This is a genomic window from Pedobacter kyungheensis, assembly GCF_000812965.1.
GTDB lineage: Bacteria > Bacteroidota > Bacteroidia > Sphingobacteriales > Sphingobacteriaceae > Pedobacter > Pedobacter kyungheensis.
The window spans coordinates 1-16,165 of the sequence record NZ_JSYN01000015.1 but is presented as its reverse complement, the minus strand read 5'-3'; the positions used below and the strand labels follow the sequence as shown (position 1 = coordinate 16,165).

The 16,165-nt window shown below is 39.8% G+C and carries 18 protein-coding genes; 13 read left to right on the top strand and 5 right to left on the bottom strand.

Features of this window, described 5'->3' with window-relative positions; all coding sequences use genetic code 11:
* Positions 1 to 63 precede the first annotated feature (63 nt).
* From OC25_RS12750 to OC25_RS12700, 11 genes are all read left to right on the top strand, one after another.
* Entirely contained in the window at positions 64 to 741 is a 678-nt protein-coding gene (locus OC25_RS12750; RefSeq protein WP_039476637.1) for a 2'-5' RNA ligase family protein, read from the top strand.
* Between the two features lie 56 nt (positions 742 to 797).
* Entirely contained in the window at positions 798 to 1,670 is an 873-nt protein-coding gene (locus OC25_RS12745) for a DUF6252 domain-containing protein (protein ID WP_039476636.1), read from the top strand.
* 191 nt (positions 1,671 to 1,861) lie between these two features.
* The gene (locus tag OC25_RS12740; protein WP_039476634.1) at positions 1,862 to 2,707 is read left to right on the top strand and encodes a ThuA domain-containing protein; all 846 of its coding nucleotides are present in this window, start codon (positions 1,862 to 1,864) and stop codon (positions 2,705 to 2,707) included.
* 88 nt (positions 2,708 to 2,795) lie between these two features.
* The gene (locus tag OC25_RS12735; protein WP_039476632.1) at positions 2,796 to 3,200 is read left to right on the top strand and encodes a helix-turn-helix domain-containing protein; all 405 of its coding nucleotides are present in this window, start codon (positions 2,796 to 2,798) and stop codon (positions 3,198 to 3,200) included.
* Positions 3,201 to 3,286: 86 nt separating this feature from the next.
* Positions 3,287 to 4,051, top strand: coding sequence for an SDR family NAD(P)-dependent oxidoreductase (locus tag OC25_RS12730; RefSeq protein WP_039476631.1), 765 nt, complete (start codon positions 3,287 to 3,289; stop codon positions 4,049 to 4,051).
* A 152-nt stretch (positions 4,052 to 4,203) separates the two neighbouring features.
* Complete coding sequence (locus OC25_RS12725; protein WP_039476628.1) at positions 4,204 to 4,896, top strand: CAP domain-containing protein; 693 nt, start codon at positions 4,204 to 4,206, stop codon at positions 4,894 to 4,896.
* Between the two features lie 78 nt (positions 4,897 to 4,974).
* Positions 4,975 to 5,478 carry a GtrA family protein gene (locus OC25_RS12720; protein ID WP_039476626.1) on the top strand — a complete coding sequence of 168 codons (504 nt, stop codon included), beginning with the start codon at positions 4,975 to 4,977 and terminating at the stop codon, positions 5,476 to 5,478.
* A 269-nt stretch (positions 5,479 to 5,747) separates the two neighbouring features.
* Positions 5,748 to 7,529 carry an aromatic amino acid hydroxylase gene (locus OC25_RS12715; protein ID WP_039476624.1) on the top strand — a complete coding sequence of 594 codons (1,782 nt, stop codon included), beginning with the start codon at positions 5,748 to 5,750 and terminating at the stop codon, positions 7,527 to 7,529.
* Between the two features lie 233 nt (positions 7,530 to 7,762).
* The gene (locus tag OC25_RS12710; protein WP_039476622.1) at positions 7,763 to 8,464 is read left to right on the top strand and encodes an SDR family oxidoreductase; all 702 of its coding nucleotides are present in this window, start codon (positions 7,763 to 7,765) and stop codon (positions 8,462 to 8,464) included.
* Positions 8,465 to 8,506: 42 nt separating this feature from the next.
* Complete coding sequence (locus tag OC25_RS12705; protein WP_052266188.1) at positions 8,507 to 8,881, top strand: DUF4870 domain-containing protein; 375 nt, start codon at positions 8,507 to 8,509, stop codon at positions 8,879 to 8,881.
* Positions 8,882 to 8,996: 115 nt separating this feature from the next.
* Positions 8,997 to 9,542 (top strand): C40 family peptidase, encoded by a 546-nt coding sequence (locus OC25_RS12700; protein WP_039476620.1) that lies wholly within the window; start codon positions 8,997 to 8,999, stop codon positions 9,540 to 9,542.
* Between the two features lie 81 nt (positions 9,543 to 9,623).
* On the opposite strand, the gene OC25_RS12695 is transcribed toward OC25_RS12700, so the two are convergent.
* The 5 genes from OC25_RS12695 to OC25_RS12675 form a co-directional block, all read right to left on the bottom strand.
* Positions 9,624 to 10,229 carry a YdeI/OmpD-associated family protein gene (locus tag OC25_RS12695; protein ID WP_039476618.1) on the bottom strand — a complete coding sequence of 202 codons (606 nt, stop codon included), beginning with the start codon at positions 10,227 to 10,229 and terminating at the stop codon, positions 9,624 to 9,626.
* A gap of 22 nt (positions 10,230 to 10,251) precedes the next feature.
* Complete coding sequence (locus OC25_RS12690; RefSeq protein WP_039476617.1) at positions 10,252 to 11,139, bottom strand: flavin reductase family protein; 888 nt, start codon at positions 11,137 to 11,139, stop codon at positions 10,252 to 10,254.
* 74 nt (positions 11,140 to 11,213) lie between these two features.
* Positions 11,214 to 11,621 (bottom strand): four helix bundle protein, encoded by a 408-nt coding sequence (locus OC25_RS12685; protein ID WP_039476614.1) that lies wholly within the window; start codon positions 11,619 to 11,621, stop codon positions 11,214 to 11,216.
* A 198-nt stretch (positions 11,622 to 11,819) separates the two neighbouring features.
* Positions 11,820 to 12,815: a fumarylacetoacetate hydrolase family protein gene (locus OC25_RS12680; RefSeq protein ID WP_039476613.1), complete on the bottom strand. Its 996-nt coding sequence runs from the start codon at positions 12,813 to 12,815 to the stop codon at positions 11,820 to 11,822.
* A 67-nt stretch (positions 12,816 to 12,882) separates the two neighbouring features.
* On the bottom strand, positions 12,883 to 13,353 hold the full coding sequence (locus OC25_RS12675; protein WP_039476611.1) for a hypothetical protein: 471 nt from the start codon (positions 13,351 to 13,353) through the stop codon (positions 12,883 to 12,885).
* Positions 13,354 to 13,629: 276 nt separating this feature from the next.
* On the opposite strand from OC25_RS12675, the gene OC25_RS12670 reads away from it, so the two are divergent.
* Positions 13,630 to 14,790 (top strand): homogentisate 1,2-dioxygenase, encoded by a 1,161-nt coding sequence (locus OC25_RS12670; RefSeq protein ID WP_039476609.1) that lies wholly within the window; start codon positions 13,630 to 13,632, stop codon positions 14,788 to 14,790.
* A 103-nt stretch (positions 14,791 to 14,893) separates the two neighbouring features.
* On the top strand, positions 14,894 to 16,024 hold the full coding sequence (gene hppD / locus OC25_RS12665; RefSeq protein ID WP_039476607.1) for a 4-hydroxyphenylpyruvate dioxygenase: 1,131 nt from the start codon (positions 14,894 to 14,896) through the stop codon (positions 16,022 to 16,024).
* The last annotated feature ends 141 nt before the right edge of the window (positions 16,025 to 16,165 follow it).

Sequence of the window (16,165 nt, the reverse complement as noted above, 5' to 3'; positions counted from 1 at the left end):
CACCTTAGTTAAATGAATACTGAGTCGCAGGCTAAAACCTGCGACTTTTTTGTATAAAATAAAATGAATTTAGCCGAACACTACAATAAACTTTACACCGATTCTATTACAAAAATTGCTTTAGGCGATTACGAAACAGACCCTTTAATAAATGACGAAACCGACAAGCGTTTTGGCATCACCCTGGTAATCAGACCTGATCTGGCTACCAACATCCAAATCCAGCAATTTTTGACTGAGGTTAAAGCCACTGAGCCCGATCAGTATTTTTACCAGAACAGTGATATCCACATCACAGTCATGTCTATCATTTCCTGCTACACTGGTTTCGATTTAAAGGATATTCATGTGCAGGATTATGTCAGTCTTATTCAGGAAGTTTTAACGCGGCATCAGGGTTTCAAAATTCAGTTTAAAGGGCTTACGGCCTCACCATCGTGTATTTTAGTGCAAGGCTTTTTAACAGAAACACTGAACGAGATTCGCGATGATTTGAGAAAAGTATTTAAAAAGTCACCTTTACAGCAAAGCATCGATAAGCGATATGCCATCCAAACGGCACATTCCACTATTGTGCGATTTAACAACCCGCTGCAAAATCCTGCTGCATTGGTTAGCTTAATGGAAAAGTACCGTGATTTTGATTTTGGTACCTTTGGGGTAAAGCAAATTGAATTGGTTTACAACGACTGGTACCAGCGTGAAAGGTTTGTACAAAAACTGCATGTGTTTTCTCTATAGCTGACGAAATTCTATATCTTTGCCCCTTAATTAATTAACCTTTCAAATTAACCCTCGTGAAAGCAACTTTCAAATTCGCATTACTGGCAGTATTTTGCCTTTTCATTACCTCATCTTGTAAAAAAGAAATCGATTATCATCCTGAATGGAGCCTATCAACCATGAGTGGTAAAATTGATGGCAATTTATTGGAATGCACGCTTGCCAGTACTCAATTTTACACATTAGATAACAAAACAACTGTTCAAATTATTGGCAACAAAGGTGTAAAAGGCTTTGGTTTAACGATCGATAATTTTAAAGGCGTTGGTACCTACAAAGTGGCTGATCATAATATTGCAACTTACATGGAAGGAGCTGCAAGTTTGCAAGATGCCTACTATGGCACTTCGGCAGGAACCATAAAAGTAACCAGTTATTTAGCAGATAAATACATTAAAGGCACTTTTGAGTTTAAAGGAGAAAACATTGCTGCTTTAGCCAGCAAAACCATTACCGAGGGGCAATTTAGCGTGAGCCTGGTACCGGTAAAACTACCTGAAACCAATAACAGTACGAATAATTTAAGCGCCAAAATAGATGGTACCAAGATTGGCTTCACCGGCGAGGCATCTTCTATTAATTCTCCTCTTGGTAAACTACTCACGATTACAACCATCAATGGTGATAAGCGCCTGATACTTTCTGTTATCGGATATAAAGGCGTAGGTACCTACGATTTAGCAAACGATGGAACTGGCGTATACATGAAAGATCAAAGTCCTACCGGCTCATTTTCTGCTGCAAGTGGCACTCTAGTGGTTACAAGTGAAGCTGGTAACAAATTAAAAGGAACATTTGCATTTAAAGCACCTAACGAGAATGGTACGATCAACACATCAGTAGATGTTACTGAGGGCACTTTTGATTTACCTTTTAGTAAATTATAATTGCAAAACTGCTAAGCCGTTGATAAAGATCAGCGGCTTTCATTTTCTCACAGGTTCAGAAAATTAACCTGCAAAATCAAAAAACATCAATCGTTTGAATACCTAATCAAGCCACTTTTTGGTTTTATGGGCAGTTTCTGTTCATTTAATTAAGGTTACATTATTTAATTTACATCGCTAAATCTAACCAAATGTATCGTCTTAAAAAATCAGTACTTACCTTTCTTTTAATCGTGCTTTTCGCTGCTACCGTAAATGCACAGCATAAGCCCAAGTTCAGGGTAATTGCATTTTATACCGCCAAGAGCGATCTGGCGCATATCAGCTTTGTACACGAGGCCAACAAATGGTTCCCCGAAATGGCCAGTAAATACCATTTCAGTTACGATTCAACCGCAAATTGGGATAACTTGAATGCAGCTTTTCTGGCTAAATACCAGGTCGTTTTGTTTCTCGATACCCGCCCTGAAAAAGTTGAACAGCGCGAAGCCTTCCAAAAATACATGGAAAATGGCGGCGGCTGGATGGGCTTTCATTTTTCGGCTTTTGCATTAGCCAAATCGGCTTTCGATCAGAATTGGGATTGGTACCACAATACTTTTTTAGGCTCAGGTGGCTACGGCAGCAACACCTGGCGACCAACTTCAGCAATACTGCGTGTTGAAAACAACAAACATCCGGTTACCAAAAACCTGCCGCAAACCTTTAAATCCCAACCTAACGAATGGTACCGTTGGCAAAACGATCTGCGTAAAAACCCCGACATTCAAATCCTCCTGGCTATAGATTCTACCAGCTTTCCGTTGGGTACAGGCCCCAAAGCACATGAGATTTGGCACAACGGCTATTATCCGGTAGTATGGGGCAACAAAAACTACAAAATGGTTTACGTAAACATGGGCCATAACGATATGGATTACGAACACAAGTACGATAACACCAACAAAACACTCTCTTACTCCTTTGCAAACGCAAATCAAAACCAATTGATAATAAATAGCCTCATGTGGCTGGGTACAGGTAAAAAAATAAAATAATAGCGAAGTCATAAAAGCTTTAGGCCTCACTCAAATTTCCATTTTGTTTGTTGCAATATTATATTTGTTTAACATCAAAAGCTACGACATGAAAATTCCACAAAAATTTTTTGCCCGCCAACACGAAATTGCAGCCGATTTTTTAAGGGAACTGGACAAACATCTGGATGATGTGGTATCTGGTCGTGCTACAGAAATGTTTGAGGTTAGGGATTTTGCCGAATTGATTCATGTGCACCCTACACACTTGAGCAATACCATTAAATCGGCTACCGGTCATTCGCCCTGTTATTTCTTTGAAGAACGCTTAATGGATATTTCAAAATCGATGTTACAAAATATCAGCATGCCAATTGCCGAAATTGCACGAATTTTAACCTACGATCCCTCTAATTTCACCAAGTTTTTCAAACACTTTTCTGGCCAAACACCCAAACAATATCGCGAAACTTACTTCGCTTCGCTGGCCAATAAGGAAATTGTCACCATATAAAACTTAAACTGTCACCATTTTAACTTAAGCAGTCACCATTTTTTCAGCCATTTTCGATCTAATTTTGTTTAACAAATTAAAAGAAAATGGAAAAACAAAATAAAATTGCCCTGGTAACCGGTGGTAGCCGCGGACTGGGAAAAAATGCGGCCTTAAAAATCGCAGCCAAAGGGATCGATGTTATCCTTACCTACCAATCCAAAAAAGAAGAAGCAGAAAATACAGTATCCGAAATTAAGCAACTTGGCGTACAGGCCGCAGCACTACAACTTAATGTAGCCGATGCCAAAAGCTTCGATAGTTTTGTGGCCGAAGTAAAAGCAATCCTAAAAAACACCTTTAATACCGATAAGTTCGATTTTTTAATCAATAATGCAGGTATTGGCATCCACGCTTCATTTGCCGAAACCACCGAAGACCAGTTTGATACCTTAGTAGATATCCAGTTTAAAGGTCCATTTTTTTTAACCCAAAAAACACTTCCGGTGTTAAACGATGGCGGGGCTATCATTAACATATCAAGCGGGTTGGCACGTTTCTCAACTCCGGGTTATGCTGCTTATGCCTCGATGAAAGGTGCAATGGAAACTTTAACCAAATATCAGGCTAAAGAATTGGGTGCCAGAGGAATCAGATCCAACATTGTAGCTCCAGGCGCTATCGAAACCGATTTTGGGGGTGGCGTAGTACGCGATAACGAGCAACTAAACGCTGGCATTGCCGCCAACACTGCGTTAGGCCGTGTAGGTTTACCCGATGATATTGGTGGCATCATAGCCTTTTTATGTACCGAAGATGCGCGCTGGATCAATGCCCAACGCATTGAAGCATCAGGTGGTATGTTTTTATAATTACTGCTATTTTTAACCGCAAAGTGAAATGTACCCGAAGCAAAACATTGGGTAGAGATTCACTTTGCGGTTAAATTTGTTTTAAATTTTTCTTTACGAAAAATAAAAGGTTTCAATCGGCGTTATCCACTTACACAGACAAACATACCCGGATGCATCGCCTTTTTTTCGCACTGTTATTATCAGTTTTATGCTACACCAAAATTTCGGCACAAGAGTGGTCTGATGCCGAAATCAGAAAGGCCAATACTGCTGTAAATGCCAGTTACCTCACTAACGAAGAGAAAAACGTAATCCTGCTCATGAACCTCATCCGCCTGGATGGCCCAAGGTTTTACAATACCTTTTTAGAAGATTACATCAATAAATACAACGACAATGTAAGGCAGTACCGCAATTACAACCAGCTAAAAATTACCCGAAATAATACTTATTATACCTCGTTATACAAACATCTGCAAGGCATCAAAAACCTGCCTATGTTTTACCCCGATGAAAGATTAACCGCTTTAAGCCGCGGCCATGCTGTAGATTTAAACCGCAACAACCTCGATACGCACGAAAGCAGCAATGGTGACAAATTTTCCAAACGCCTTTCCAGATATTTCCCCAATAAGGCTATGAGCGAGAACATTGATTTCGGCTACAGCAAAAGTTTAGATATTGTTTGTCACCTGCTGTTAGATTGTGGCGTGCCATCATTGGGGCATCGTTTTAATATATTGGATCAAAAGTACAAACTCAATACTGTTGGCGTGAGCATACAACCCCACCCCTCGTTTAATTATTGTACCGTAATCGATTTTGTTGCCCAGCCATTCTATACCGCAAATAGCACCAATTAAGTTAAAAACTGTACCGCAAAATTTCTGAAGAGTTTTTTATTAAAAAAACTACCTTTGCCCAAACATTACAAAAATTCAATGCGCAAAGCAATTTTAGCATTTATCGACTTTTTCTACCCCCCCTTTAAAAGGTTTGTTTCGCTACACAATTTCAGATATCTCGCTACAGGTGGGAGTACCTTTGTTTTAGGCCTGGTGATGTTTTGGGTGGCTTACAATTACATTTTTCTCACCGAAGAAGTGAAAGTATCCTTCTTTACTTTAAAACGGAATACCATATCGCTGGCTGTAGAGTTCATTGTAGTTATTCCATACAGTTTTATCCTAAATAAATATCTAATTTTTACCCACAGCGAGGTTAAATCAAGGGTTCAGCTGTTTCGTTTCTTAAACCTGCAGTTTATAAACATGTTATTAAACTATGTTTTGCTCAAGTTTTTTGTAGAAATCTTAGGCATTTACCCTACCATTTCAAGACTAGTGGTACAGGTCGGCATAGCCCTTTTCAGTTACATGTATCAACATTATTTTACCTTTAGCGTAAAAAAAATAGGAGGCAAAAAAGAAAAGAAAAAGCACTGATTTTTTATCCGGAAAGCAAATTGGTAGCCTTTCGGTTAGTATGCTCCCGCCCCCGTTACAAGTCCGCACCTCATGCTTCGGTTTACGGGCTTTTCACTAAGTCGGGTTTATTTTGCCGCTAACCTGCTGCTATTTTCGTTTTAGGGCAAGCCGCTCAAAAATTGGTTTTTCCTTTATTACCTTAACCTGTTAATTTATCGGCAGCATTCTTGCTTAGGTAAAAACAACAACCTAACTTTGTTACCGACCAACTTATTCTTCTTGACCCAATGAGCCATTTTAACGATTTTAATAATGCGCAGGTTGCTAAATTGCCCAACCATTTAAAGCAATTTATTGTAGCCCAGAACTACCAAAAATATACCCCTATAGATCAGGCTGTGTGGCGTTATGTAATGCGTCAGAACTACAGTTACCTTAAAAATGTAGCTTACTATCCTTACATAAAAGGCTTACAAAGGGCAGGTTTAAGTATCGAGCATATTCCCGATTTGCAAACCATGAATGATAATCTCGGTAAAATTGGCTGGGGTGCCGTTACCGTTGATGGCTTTATTCCGCCTGCCGCTTTTATGGAATACCAGGCTTACCGCGTACTCGTTATTGCGGCCGATATCCGTCAGATTAACCACATTGAATATACTCCTGCCCCTGATATTATACATGAAAGCGCCGGACATGCTCCAATTATTGCCGATACCGATTACAACAATTACCTCAGTTACTTCGGTTCAATTGGCGCTAAAGCCATGTTCTCGGCAAAAGATTTCGAACTTTATGAAGCCATCAGGAAGCTTTCTATTTTAAAAGAAGCAGTAGATGCAGATGCTGCAGAAATTGCCCAGGCCGAAAAAAATCTGCGTTACATCAGCGAGAACATAGGCGAGCCTTCAGAAATGGCACTTTTGGGCCGTTTACACTGGTGGACGGTAGAATATGGCCTCATTGGCACCTTAGAAAACCCTAAAATTTATGGTGCAGGTTTGCTTTCCTCTATTGGCGAAAGTGCCAGTTGCATGCACAAAGATGTAGAAAAGCTCTGGTACAATATCGATACGGTAAATTACCAGTACGATATTACCAAACCACAGCCACAGCTTTTTGTTACCGAAACCTTTCAAAACCTGATTGATGTTTTAGAACAATTTGCCGATACCATGGCGTTCAGGCGGGGTGGAACAGAAAGTGTAATGAAAGCCATTGCCTGCAAAAATGTTGCTACAGCTGTTTACAGTTCGGGCTTACAAGTGAGTGGTATTTTTACCGACATGGGCATTAGCGCCACCGATGAAGTTACTTTCATTAAAACAACAGGCCCATCTGCTTTGGCTTTTAATGGTAAGCAGCTTCAAGAGCATGGCAAAGATTACCATGCAGATGGTTTTTCATCGCCGGTAGGTAAGCTTAAAAATGCCAGTCAGCTTTTAGAAGATTTTACTCCTGCCGACCTTGAAAACGCAGGAATTATTGTTGGCGACCAAACCGAACTCCTGTTCGATAGCGGAATTAAAGTTGTTGGCCTTGTTAAAGCGATTTTAAAAGAAAACGACAAAGTTATTTTAATTGCCTTTAACAACTGTACGGTAACCGAAAGTAATGGCAACATTTTATTCAGGCCGGAGTGGGGTACTTACGATATGGCAGTGGGTGCTAAAATTATTTCGGTTTTTAACGGTGCTGCCGATAAAGATGCTTTTGAAGCCATTACGCTCATGAGCGAAGAGAAAACCCATCAGCTTACCTATGATGCTAAAACCCTGAAACTGCATGAACTTTACCAAACCGTGCGCCAGATACGTGAAAGCGGTGAAAATGATGACCAGCTTGCCCGTATTTTTGAGGATTTAAAACTCAACCACAGGCACGACTGGCTTTGTGCTTTGGAGGTACTCGAAATAGTTTATCACAGAAAAAACCATCAGCAGTTAGCAAAGGAAATACAGGTTTATTTAGAAATAAAAGCCAGTAAAGAATCCGATCATACGAAATTAATTAACGACGGATTACATGTAATTAAAAACCCCGTAAGCCAGTTGATTATTGAAGATTGATATATCGTCCCCGTTTGTAACGGGGATGAACAGAGAATCACATTTTTAATGTGGTGTATATTATTCTAAAACAAGATTTTTTTATTAAACTTGAATTATGTTTAATGCGCCTATATTTCAATTTTATAGTGTGGCATTTCATATTCAGCGATAAAATCGCCGTTCTCAGTAATCCTCGTTACAAACGAGGACAATTTTATCTTTTAACTTTACAACAATTTTAAACAACTTTAATGAACATTATAATTACAGGTGCAAGTAGCGGTATCGGTTTCGAAGCTGCTTTAGAATTTAGCTTACAGAAAGAAAATAAGATTGTTGCCATTGCCCGTTCGGCAGATAAACTGCGTAAACTTTTAGAAATTGCCAGAGGCATTAACCCTGATTGTACACTTTTACCTGTTGAGTTTGACATTGTAAACGATGATTACGCAGCATTGGTTCCTTTTTTAAAAGAGCGTTTAGGCAACATAGATATACTCATTAACAACGCAGGTGCTTTGGTTAATAAACCCTTTTTAGAAACTACCGAGGTTGACCTGGGCGAAATGCTGCAAAGCAACGTAATTTCTCATTTCAGGATGATCCAGAATGTACTCCCCTTAATGCAAAGCGGAAGCCACATTGTAAATATTGGCAGTATGGGTGGTTTTCAGGGCAGCGTTAAATTCCCTGGCCTTTCGGCTTACTCGGCCAGTAAAGCTGCATTACATACCCTTACCGAATGCTTAGCTTTCGAACTTGCCGAAACAGGTATCAAAATTAATTGCCTGGCCCTGGGTTCTGCGCAAACCGAAATGCTCGAAACTGCTTTTCCAGGCTATCAAAGTCCGGTTATGGCTTTCGAAATGGGCAAATATGTATGCGATTTTGCTAAAACAGGACATAAATTCTTTAATGGAAAAATTTTACCGGTAGCAGTAACTACTCCATAAGTTATTATTTTTTTAGTAATTTACATTAAAAACTAAAAATCTATGGAAACAAATACCCCTTTCAGCACAGCCGACAGCGGAAAAAATGCGGCAATTGTAAGCTATTTCTGGTTTATTGGCTGGTTAATCGCCTATTTTGCCATGTATAAAGATAACCAGACCGAATTAAGCAGGTATCATTTAAAGCAAACACTGTTGTTCCATTTGGTATCAACCGTATTGAGCTGGGGCTTAAGTTTATTCCTGATCCCTTTACTGTTTACCACAGGCTTCGAAACAGGTTATTATATTCTCCGTATCATACAAATCGGGCTTTTTGTACTGTGGATTATTGGCTTAATCGGTGCTGCACAAGGTGAGAAAAAAGCCATCCCATTAATTGGCGATCGCGCACAGACCATGTTCCCTGGTATTTAAGCGAACCAAATATATGAATTGAAGTCTGGGTAAAATTATCCAGACTTTTTTATTTCCACTCATTTTCAACATTTTAATGGCCTTTAGATATTTTTTATATCTTTGGCACCAGCCTATGAAGAAAATAATAGTCCCGATTTTGTTTTTCATCTTGTCTGCTACCGCAGGAAAAGCCCAAACAGTAATACCGGCCCAATACCAGGAGCTGGTTAAAAAGCTGGTTGCCAGCCTCCCAAAAGAAAATAAATCAACTAATAAGGATCCTGAGAAACAAACCGAGAGTTTGATCGATTTTGCCAAAAGTATGCTCGGTATTCCTTACCGGTATGCCACCAGCAATCCAAAAGTTGGTTTCGATTGTTCGGGCTTTGTGAGTTATGTATTCAGCAATTTTGGCTTTAAGGTACCCCGCTCATCGAGAGAGTTTAGCTATACCGGTACAGAAACTACACTCGAAAATGCCAAAGTTGGCGATGTATTGATATTTACCGGCAGTAACTCGCGCATTAGAAGAATTGGCCATGTAGGCATTATTTATTCGATTGATGAGAATGGGATTAAATTTATCCACGCTTCTTCAGGTAAGGCACACGGCGTAACCATAACCGATTTTAACGGGCACTATAAAAACCGTTTTATGAAAGTGGTGAGTATACTTTAAATGATTGAATAAATTGCCGACTTAAAACATTAAATCATTCCAACCTTCAATCATTCCAACGTTAAATCCCGCTTTCAAGAGCTACTTTTGGTATTTCCACATCCTGCTCTTACCCTCTCCTATCCATTCAACAGCAGTTGCTAACCTTTTTAAGCGGGTGGCTTCAGTTTTGGCTTCTTCCAGCCACAATACATAATCTTTTTTGTTCGATGGACTAAAATTCTGAAAAACGGCAAGCGCTCTTGGGTCTTCACTTAAGGCATCGATAAAATATTCAGGTACAACCAGTTCTTTTTTCTCAGTTGGCTTTGGCTTTGCTGGTAATTTAACATTATCCTCATTGAGCTTAATCGCTTGCTGAATATACGCAATCAGGATTTCATCTGCTGGCAAATCATCAAAAGAGGTAATCCTCCCCAAACCGCCCATAGCATCTCCTTTATCTTTAAAAATGCCATATTCATCCTCCATGATAGAAGCTTTCCAAAAACCGAAAACACAATGGTGCTTAAAGGCCGCCATCTGGCATACAATACCCTTATAATCGAAACTGGGCATACCCCATTTTATTTTTTCTTCGATGCGGGCATCGGCCTTGTGCACCAGGTTGCGTAAATGATCCAGAATTGGAATCGCAAATTCGGCCGATTTAATAATGTACTGGTCTACCTGAACAATTGTATGCATAGCTTAAAGTCTTAAATTAAATTTAAAGCAAAACAATTTTTAAAGCAAATTCTACCTCACCATTATTTAAAAACTTTTTGGCCAGCTCGTGCAGTTCACGTTCGCGGTTTGTGGCATCGCCAATTGTCGCATCCAGCACTTCTTTAACTTCTGCATGGTTGCTAATCAAATCAACCGCTTCATCGCTGGGTAAAACCTCTACATTACCCAACATGCCTAAATCATTACCTGTTAATACTTTTGAGTAACGCACCGCATGAGGTAAACTATCTACACCAATTCCCAGCTTAGCCAAAGGCTTTGCTACTTTAAACAAATTATCGGCAGTTACCCTGCAATACCAGTCGCCGCCCAAACGGGCTACTAAATCAATTTTCTGCTGGTCTATTTTCCCTTCAGCATCTAAAATGGCTTCGTTAATGTGTATGCGTTTAATCTCCACCAGAATGAGGTTTCCGGCACCATGACCATCACCCAATGCAATTACTTCATTTACCACACACTCTAACTGAACCGGTGCCTCGGCTACACGCGGAGGCCGCACCAAATCAGATTTCAACATGGTAAAACCTGCCTTTTCAAACTCATTTACGCCTTTTGCATATTCGGTACTGGCCAAACTCATTTGCTGCACCATATCGTAGTTAACAATGTTGATTACACATTCTTTAACCTCGAGCACATTTTCTAAAGTATGCTTAGTGGTATTATCACGCACACGTCTTGAAGGTGAAAAAACACAAATCGGCGGATTAGTGCTAAACATATTAAAGAAACTGAAAGGACTTAAATTAATATTCCCTTCGGCATCGATCGTAGATGCAAAGCAAATCGGTCGTGGCGCAATGGCGTACTGCAGATAGTTTTGCAGTTGTACGGGGGTTAAATCGGAGGTATTTAAAGTTAGCACAAGTAAAAAAATTGTTTATATAATGTTGGAAAGTTGGAATGTTTTGGGTGCACCTGGCGAAAAGCTAAAAGCACTTAAATGGAGTTATTTCTCTTCTTAAGTGCTTTCTTTTTCTGTTCAAAATCCTTTAAATAATCGATGAAACGTTTAGTTTTAGCCGAAAATTCGATGCATTTTTCGTGAAGTAACTTATAATCTGTAGTGCTGAGTTTCCCCGCCTCCTCCAGAATAATCAGTTTATTTCTAAACTCCCCCGACGATCCTTTTGCATATACAAGAAACCGAATAAAGTCAGCGTTGTTGTTATATTCAAAGCCTTCTGCAACATTATCCGACATTGACATTGCAGCTCTGCGAAACTGATCTTTTAAACCAAAGTCTGATCTCATCGGTTCTGTATCCGAAATCCGGTAAGCCTCGACACCAACCTGCTTAGCCAATTGCCATATTTCTAAATCTTCAAACCGCTCAACCTTTGCCATTTATATAATTTTTAATTAAATATATAAATTTAGCTTAAAGTCTACAGCTTCCGCTTTAAAACATTTCGATTCCAGCTATGCAATTTGCAACATTAAAACTTTCCAACTTTAAAATGTTGCAATGCTAATTATGCACTTTGCAACATTAAAACATTCCAACGTTAAAACTTTTCAACTATTTATTAAGAAACGTTTCAACTATTTTTTCAACGCAAGTATCGAAAAATCAGTATCAGCTTTCGTAATGTTATTGGTAAGTGCACCCAACCCCGTAATTTCCATTTCTACTACATCACCTGGTTGCAACCATTGTACTTTGTAGTTCGGATCGTTAAGCAAACCTGTGCCGTTTAATTCTAAGAAACAGCCTGTGCCTACTGTACCAGAACCAATTACATCTCCTGGAAGAATATCTACCCCATAGGCACAACGCTCAATAATTTCGGCAAAGGTCCAGTCCATATCGGCGGCATTTCCTCTCGAAACTTCGATACCATTTACCCTACAGGTCATTTTTAAATCGTAAGCATTACCAACATGGCCATCTTTTGCAGGTACTTTATAAGGCAACAATTCATCTGGTGTTACCAGCCATGGGCCAATAACTGTCGAAAAATCTTTTCCTTTGGCCGGGCCCAGGTTCAGGAGCATTTCTTCCATTTGCAAAGTGCGGGCACTCATATCGTTCATTACCATATAACCGGCAATGTAACTATCTGCCTCAGCTGCAGTTATATTTCTACCTTTTTTACCAATAACCACGGCAATTTCCAATTCAAAATCGAGTTTATCAAAATGATCGGGCATACACTCAATTTCGCCTGTTCCCTGGATGGCATTATGATTGGTAAAATAGAAAATCGGGTACTCATCAAATTGCGGAATCATATCAACCTTCCTGTTTCTGCGGGCAGCAGCCACATGCTGTCTGAAAGCATATCCGTCACGGCAACTGGCAGGGTGTGGAACAGGTGCTAAAAGTTCATAAAAAATTTCTTCCTTGGCCTGTAAACTACCTTCCTTTATCTGGTCGTCTACCCTTTTAGCCCTTTCCATTAACACTTCGCCACCTTGCAAAAACTCGTTCATATTATCCGGTAACAGCTTATCGCAGCTGTTCAGATTATAAATATGTCCGTTTACAAACACGCCAAGATGCTCTCTGTCTTCGGTTTTATAGGATACTAATTTCATATATCATTTGGTTAAATACCCGGCAAAGCTAAGCAATTCGGCTGCTCAAAATAAAATTTAAGCGCTATTATTTTAACGCGGTATATTTTTGAAGGTTCGGTTTGATTAGCGGAAAATCTTTTGCTTCCAGCTGTTTATAATATTTTTTGTTGGCAAAAAGTTCGCCAATAAGTAAACCTCCGGCCACTCCGGCGGGCACTCCTGCAGCAATGAGCAGAAACGATTCGGCAAGCTTATCGCTTGTTGCACCCAGTACAAAAAAGGTTAAACCACCCGCAATAGCCAAAGGAGCTACAATACCCCTGCGGTGAATATACAATGCAGAAATGCTATCGGCACTTAATTTTACAGTATCTCTGCGGTTTTTAATTAACGTTAACCCATCATCATAGGCCGCATAAAACAATCCGCGGGTTACCTTTCCTTTACGATCAACTATTTTAATTTTATATTTTGCTTTTGGTGTTGGATGCTGTTGTTGTGCAAAACTGCCAAAAGCAAAGGCCAGGCAGCATAGGATCGTAAAAATAAATTTCATGTGCGGGAGATTTGTTGAGTAATTAAAGGTAATTAAAATTTTAAATTTTAAATAAAATACTTACCTTGGCTGCATTAAAACCATGATCTTAAAAGCATTACATATTACTTTAGTAAACGACGCAATTGCGGCCCGTCGCTATAAGATGCTATCCAAGCTGATCATGGCTCAGTATTCTCTGTAATTTATCCTCCTTTTCTTTTTTTTAATTGAAACGCATTGCCGTTTGAATTGTTTATTTCTTAGGATTTTTTTCTAACCATAACATCATATATTATGCCTGTTTATCATAAATTGGGGCAGATTCCAGCTAAACGACACACGGTTTTTCGCAAACCTGACGGGAATCTCTATGCCGAAGAATTGGTATCAACCGAAGGTTTTTCGAGTGTATATTCACTGGTTTATCACTGCCACCCGCCAACCATTGTAAAACACCTGGGCGAACCTTATAGTGTTGAGCCAAAAATTGCCCGTGCAAAGCACCTTAAACACACCAGCTTAATTGGTTTCAACATTAAACCCGAAGATGATTTTCTAAAAAGCAGAAAGCCGGTTTTGGTCAATAACGATTTACATATTGTTCTGGCGGCGCCTAAAAAATCGATGACTGATTATTTTTATAAAAACAGTCAGGCCGATGAAATGATCTTTATCCATGAGGGTACCGGTAAGCTGAAAACCGGCTTTGGCGAAATCAAGTTTGGTTACGGCGATTATCTCATTATTCCCCGTGGAACCATTTACCAGATGGAATTTGATACTGAGCAAAACCGCCTCTTTATTGTAGAAAGTTTTAGTCCCTTAAGATCACCAAAAAGATACTTAAACCAGTATGGCCAGTTAATGGAACATGCCCCCTATTGCGAACGCGATTTACGCTTACCCGAAAACCTGCAAACGCATGATGAATATGGCGACTACAAAGTACTAATTAAGAAACAGGGATTGATTTATCCCTACACCTACGGTACTCACCCATTCGATTACGTAGGTTGGGATGGCTACCATTACCCTTACGCCTTCTCTATACACGATTTTGAACCCATTACCGGTCGCCTGCACCAGCCGCCACCTGTTCACCAGACCTTTGAAGGACATAATTTTGTAGTCTGCTCTTTTGTTCCACGCAAATACGATTACCATCCTGATTCAATCCCAGCACCTTACAACCACAGCAATGTAGATAGCGATGAAGTACTGTACTATGTGGATGGCGATTTTATGAGCCGCAAAAGTGTGGTAAAAGGACAAATTACCCTGCACCCTGGAGGAATACCTCACGGCCCACACCCGGGTACGGTAGAAAAATCGATCGGAAAAGAAAAAACCGATGAGCTGGCCGTAATGATCGATCCTTTTCAGCCCTTAATGATTACCGAAGATGCCCTGGCAATTGAAGATGAAAATTACCACAAGAGCTGGCAAGAAGGGTAACTGAGTTGGGAGTTTGGAGTCTTGAGTCGAATCAGATATAATAATTAACGGTTACATAACATTTAACCTTAAAACATTACAACGTTTACAACAACAAAAAATAATGGAAACACAAACATTTGCAGAAAAGATAGCCAAGGCACAGGATTTTCTGCCTATAAATGGAACAGATTACATCGAATTTTATGTGGGTAATGCCAAACAAGCTGCACATTACTACAAAACAGCATTTGGTTTTCAAAGCCTGGCTTATGCCGGCCCCGAAACTGGTGTGCGCGACAGGGCTTCGTATGTATTGCAACAGGGCAAAATCAGGTTGATTTTAACCACCGCATTAAAATCAGACCACCCTATATCTGAGCATGTAAAAAAACATGGCGATGGTGTAAAAGTACTTGCCCTTTGGGTTGATGATGCCTACAGCGCTTTCCATGAAACCACCAAACGTGGTGCAAAGCCTTATATGGAGCCTAAAACCTTAACCGATGAATATGGTGAGGTAAAAATGAGCGGTATTTATACTTATGGCGAAACCGTACACATGTTTATTGAGCGTAAAAATTATACCGGAACATTTATGCCGGGTTACCGGGTGTGGGAAAGCGATTATCAACCTGCCGATGCTGGTCTTTTATACATCGATCATTGCGTGGGTAATGTGGGCTGGAACCGGATGAACGAAGCTGTGCAATGGTATGAAGATGTAATGGGTTTTGTAAATATCCTGTCCTTTGATGATAAACAAATCAATACCGAATATTCTGCGTTAATGAGTAAGGTAATGAGTAACGGTAACGGCTATTCAAAATTTCCGATTAACGAGCCTGCCGAAGGCAAAAAGAAATCGCAGATTGAAGAATATCTTGAATATTATGAAGGCGAAGGCGTTCAGCATATTGCCGTTGCCACCAAAGATATCGTTAAAACCGTTAAGGAACTTAAAGCACGTGGTGTTGAGTTTTTAAGCGCTCCGCCAGAAGCTTATTACGATATGATGCCGGCCCGTGTAGGTAAAATTGATGAAGAAATTGCCCTTTTAGAAAGTCTTGGTATTTTGGTAGACTGTGATGAAGAAGGTTATTTGTTACAGATTTTTACCAAACCTGTAGAAGACCGCCCAACGCTTTTCTTTGAAATTATTCAGCGTAAAGGCGCACAAAGCTTTGGCGCAGGTAACTTTAAAGCCCTTTTCGAGTCTTTAGAACGAGAACAAGAGTTGAGAGGTAATTTGTAATAACCCATTAGGATGTGATCCTGAGGGTAATTTATTGTATAAAAACCAATATAAATGACTGGTCCTTCCTGGGGCGTCATTTCGAGCGGAGTGCAACGTAGTCGAGAAATCTGTCTAAATAGATTTCTCCATTCCGCCACC

Excerpts from the sequence above, each read along its gene's own strand:
- OC25_RS12715 (WP_039476624.1), top strand. The coding sequence starts at position 5,748 with ATGAGCCATTTTAACGATTTTAATAATGCGCAGGTTGCTAAATTGCCC.
- OC25_RS12680 (WP_039476613.1), bottom strand. The coding sequence starts at position 12,815 with ATGAAATTAGTATCCTATAAAACCGAAGACAGAGAGCATCTTGGCGTG.
- OC25_RS12740 (WP_039476634.1), top strand. The coding sequence starts at position 1,862 with ATGTATCGTCTTAAAAAATCAGTACTTACCTTTCTTTTAATCGTGCTT.
- OC25_RS12725 (WP_039476628.1), top strand. The coding sequence starts at position 4,204 with ATGCATCGCCTTTTTTTCGCACTGTTATTATCAGTTTTATGCTACACC.
- OC25_RS12675 (WP_039476611.1), bottom strand. The coding sequence starts at position 13,353 with ATGAAATTTATTTTTACGATCCTATGCTGCCTGGCCTTTGCTTTTGGC.
- hppD (WP_039476607.1), top strand. The coding sequence starts at position 14,894 with ATGGAAACACAAACATTTGCAGAAAAGATAGCCAAGGCACAGGATTTT.
- OC25_RS12710 (WP_039476622.1), top strand. The coding sequence starts at position 7,763 with ATGAACATTATAATTACAGGTGCAAGTAGCGGTATCGGTTTCGAAGCT.
- OC25_RS12705 (WP_052266188.1), top strand. The coding sequence starts at position 8,507 with ATGGAAACAAATACCCCTTTCAGCACAGCCGACAGCGGAAAAAATGCG.
- OC25_RS12695 (WP_039476618.1), bottom strand. The coding sequence starts at position 10,229 with ATGCATACAATTGTTCAGGTAGACCAGTACATTATTAAATCGGCCGAA.
- OC25_RS12700 (WP_039476620.1), top strand. The coding sequence starts at position 8,997 with ATGAAGAAAATAATAGTCCCGATTTTGTTTTTCATCTTGTCTGCTACC.
- OC25_RS12720 (WP_039476626.1), top strand. The coding sequence starts at position 4,975 with ATGCGCAAAGCAATTTTAGCATTTATCGACTTTTTCTACCCCCCCTTT.
- OC25_RS12685 (WP_039476614.1), bottom strand. The coding sequence starts at position 11,621 with ATGGCAAAGGTTGAGCGGTTTGAAGATTTAGAAATATGGCAATTGGCT.
- OC25_RS12735 (WP_039476632.1), top strand. The coding sequence starts at position 2,796 with ATGAAAATTCCACAAAAATTTTTTGCCCGCCAACACGAAATTGCAGCC.
- OC25_RS12730 (WP_039476631.1), top strand. The coding sequence starts at position 3,287 with ATGGAAAAACAAAATAAAATTGCCCTGGTAACCGGTGGTAGCCGCGGA.
- OC25_RS12670 (WP_039476609.1), top strand. The coding sequence starts at position 13,630 with ATGCCTGTTTATCATAAATTGGGGCAGATTCCAGCTAAACGACACACG.
- OC25_RS12750 (WP_039476637.1), top strand. The coding sequence starts at position 64 with ATGAATTTAGCCGAACACTACAATAAACTTTACACCGATTCTATTACA.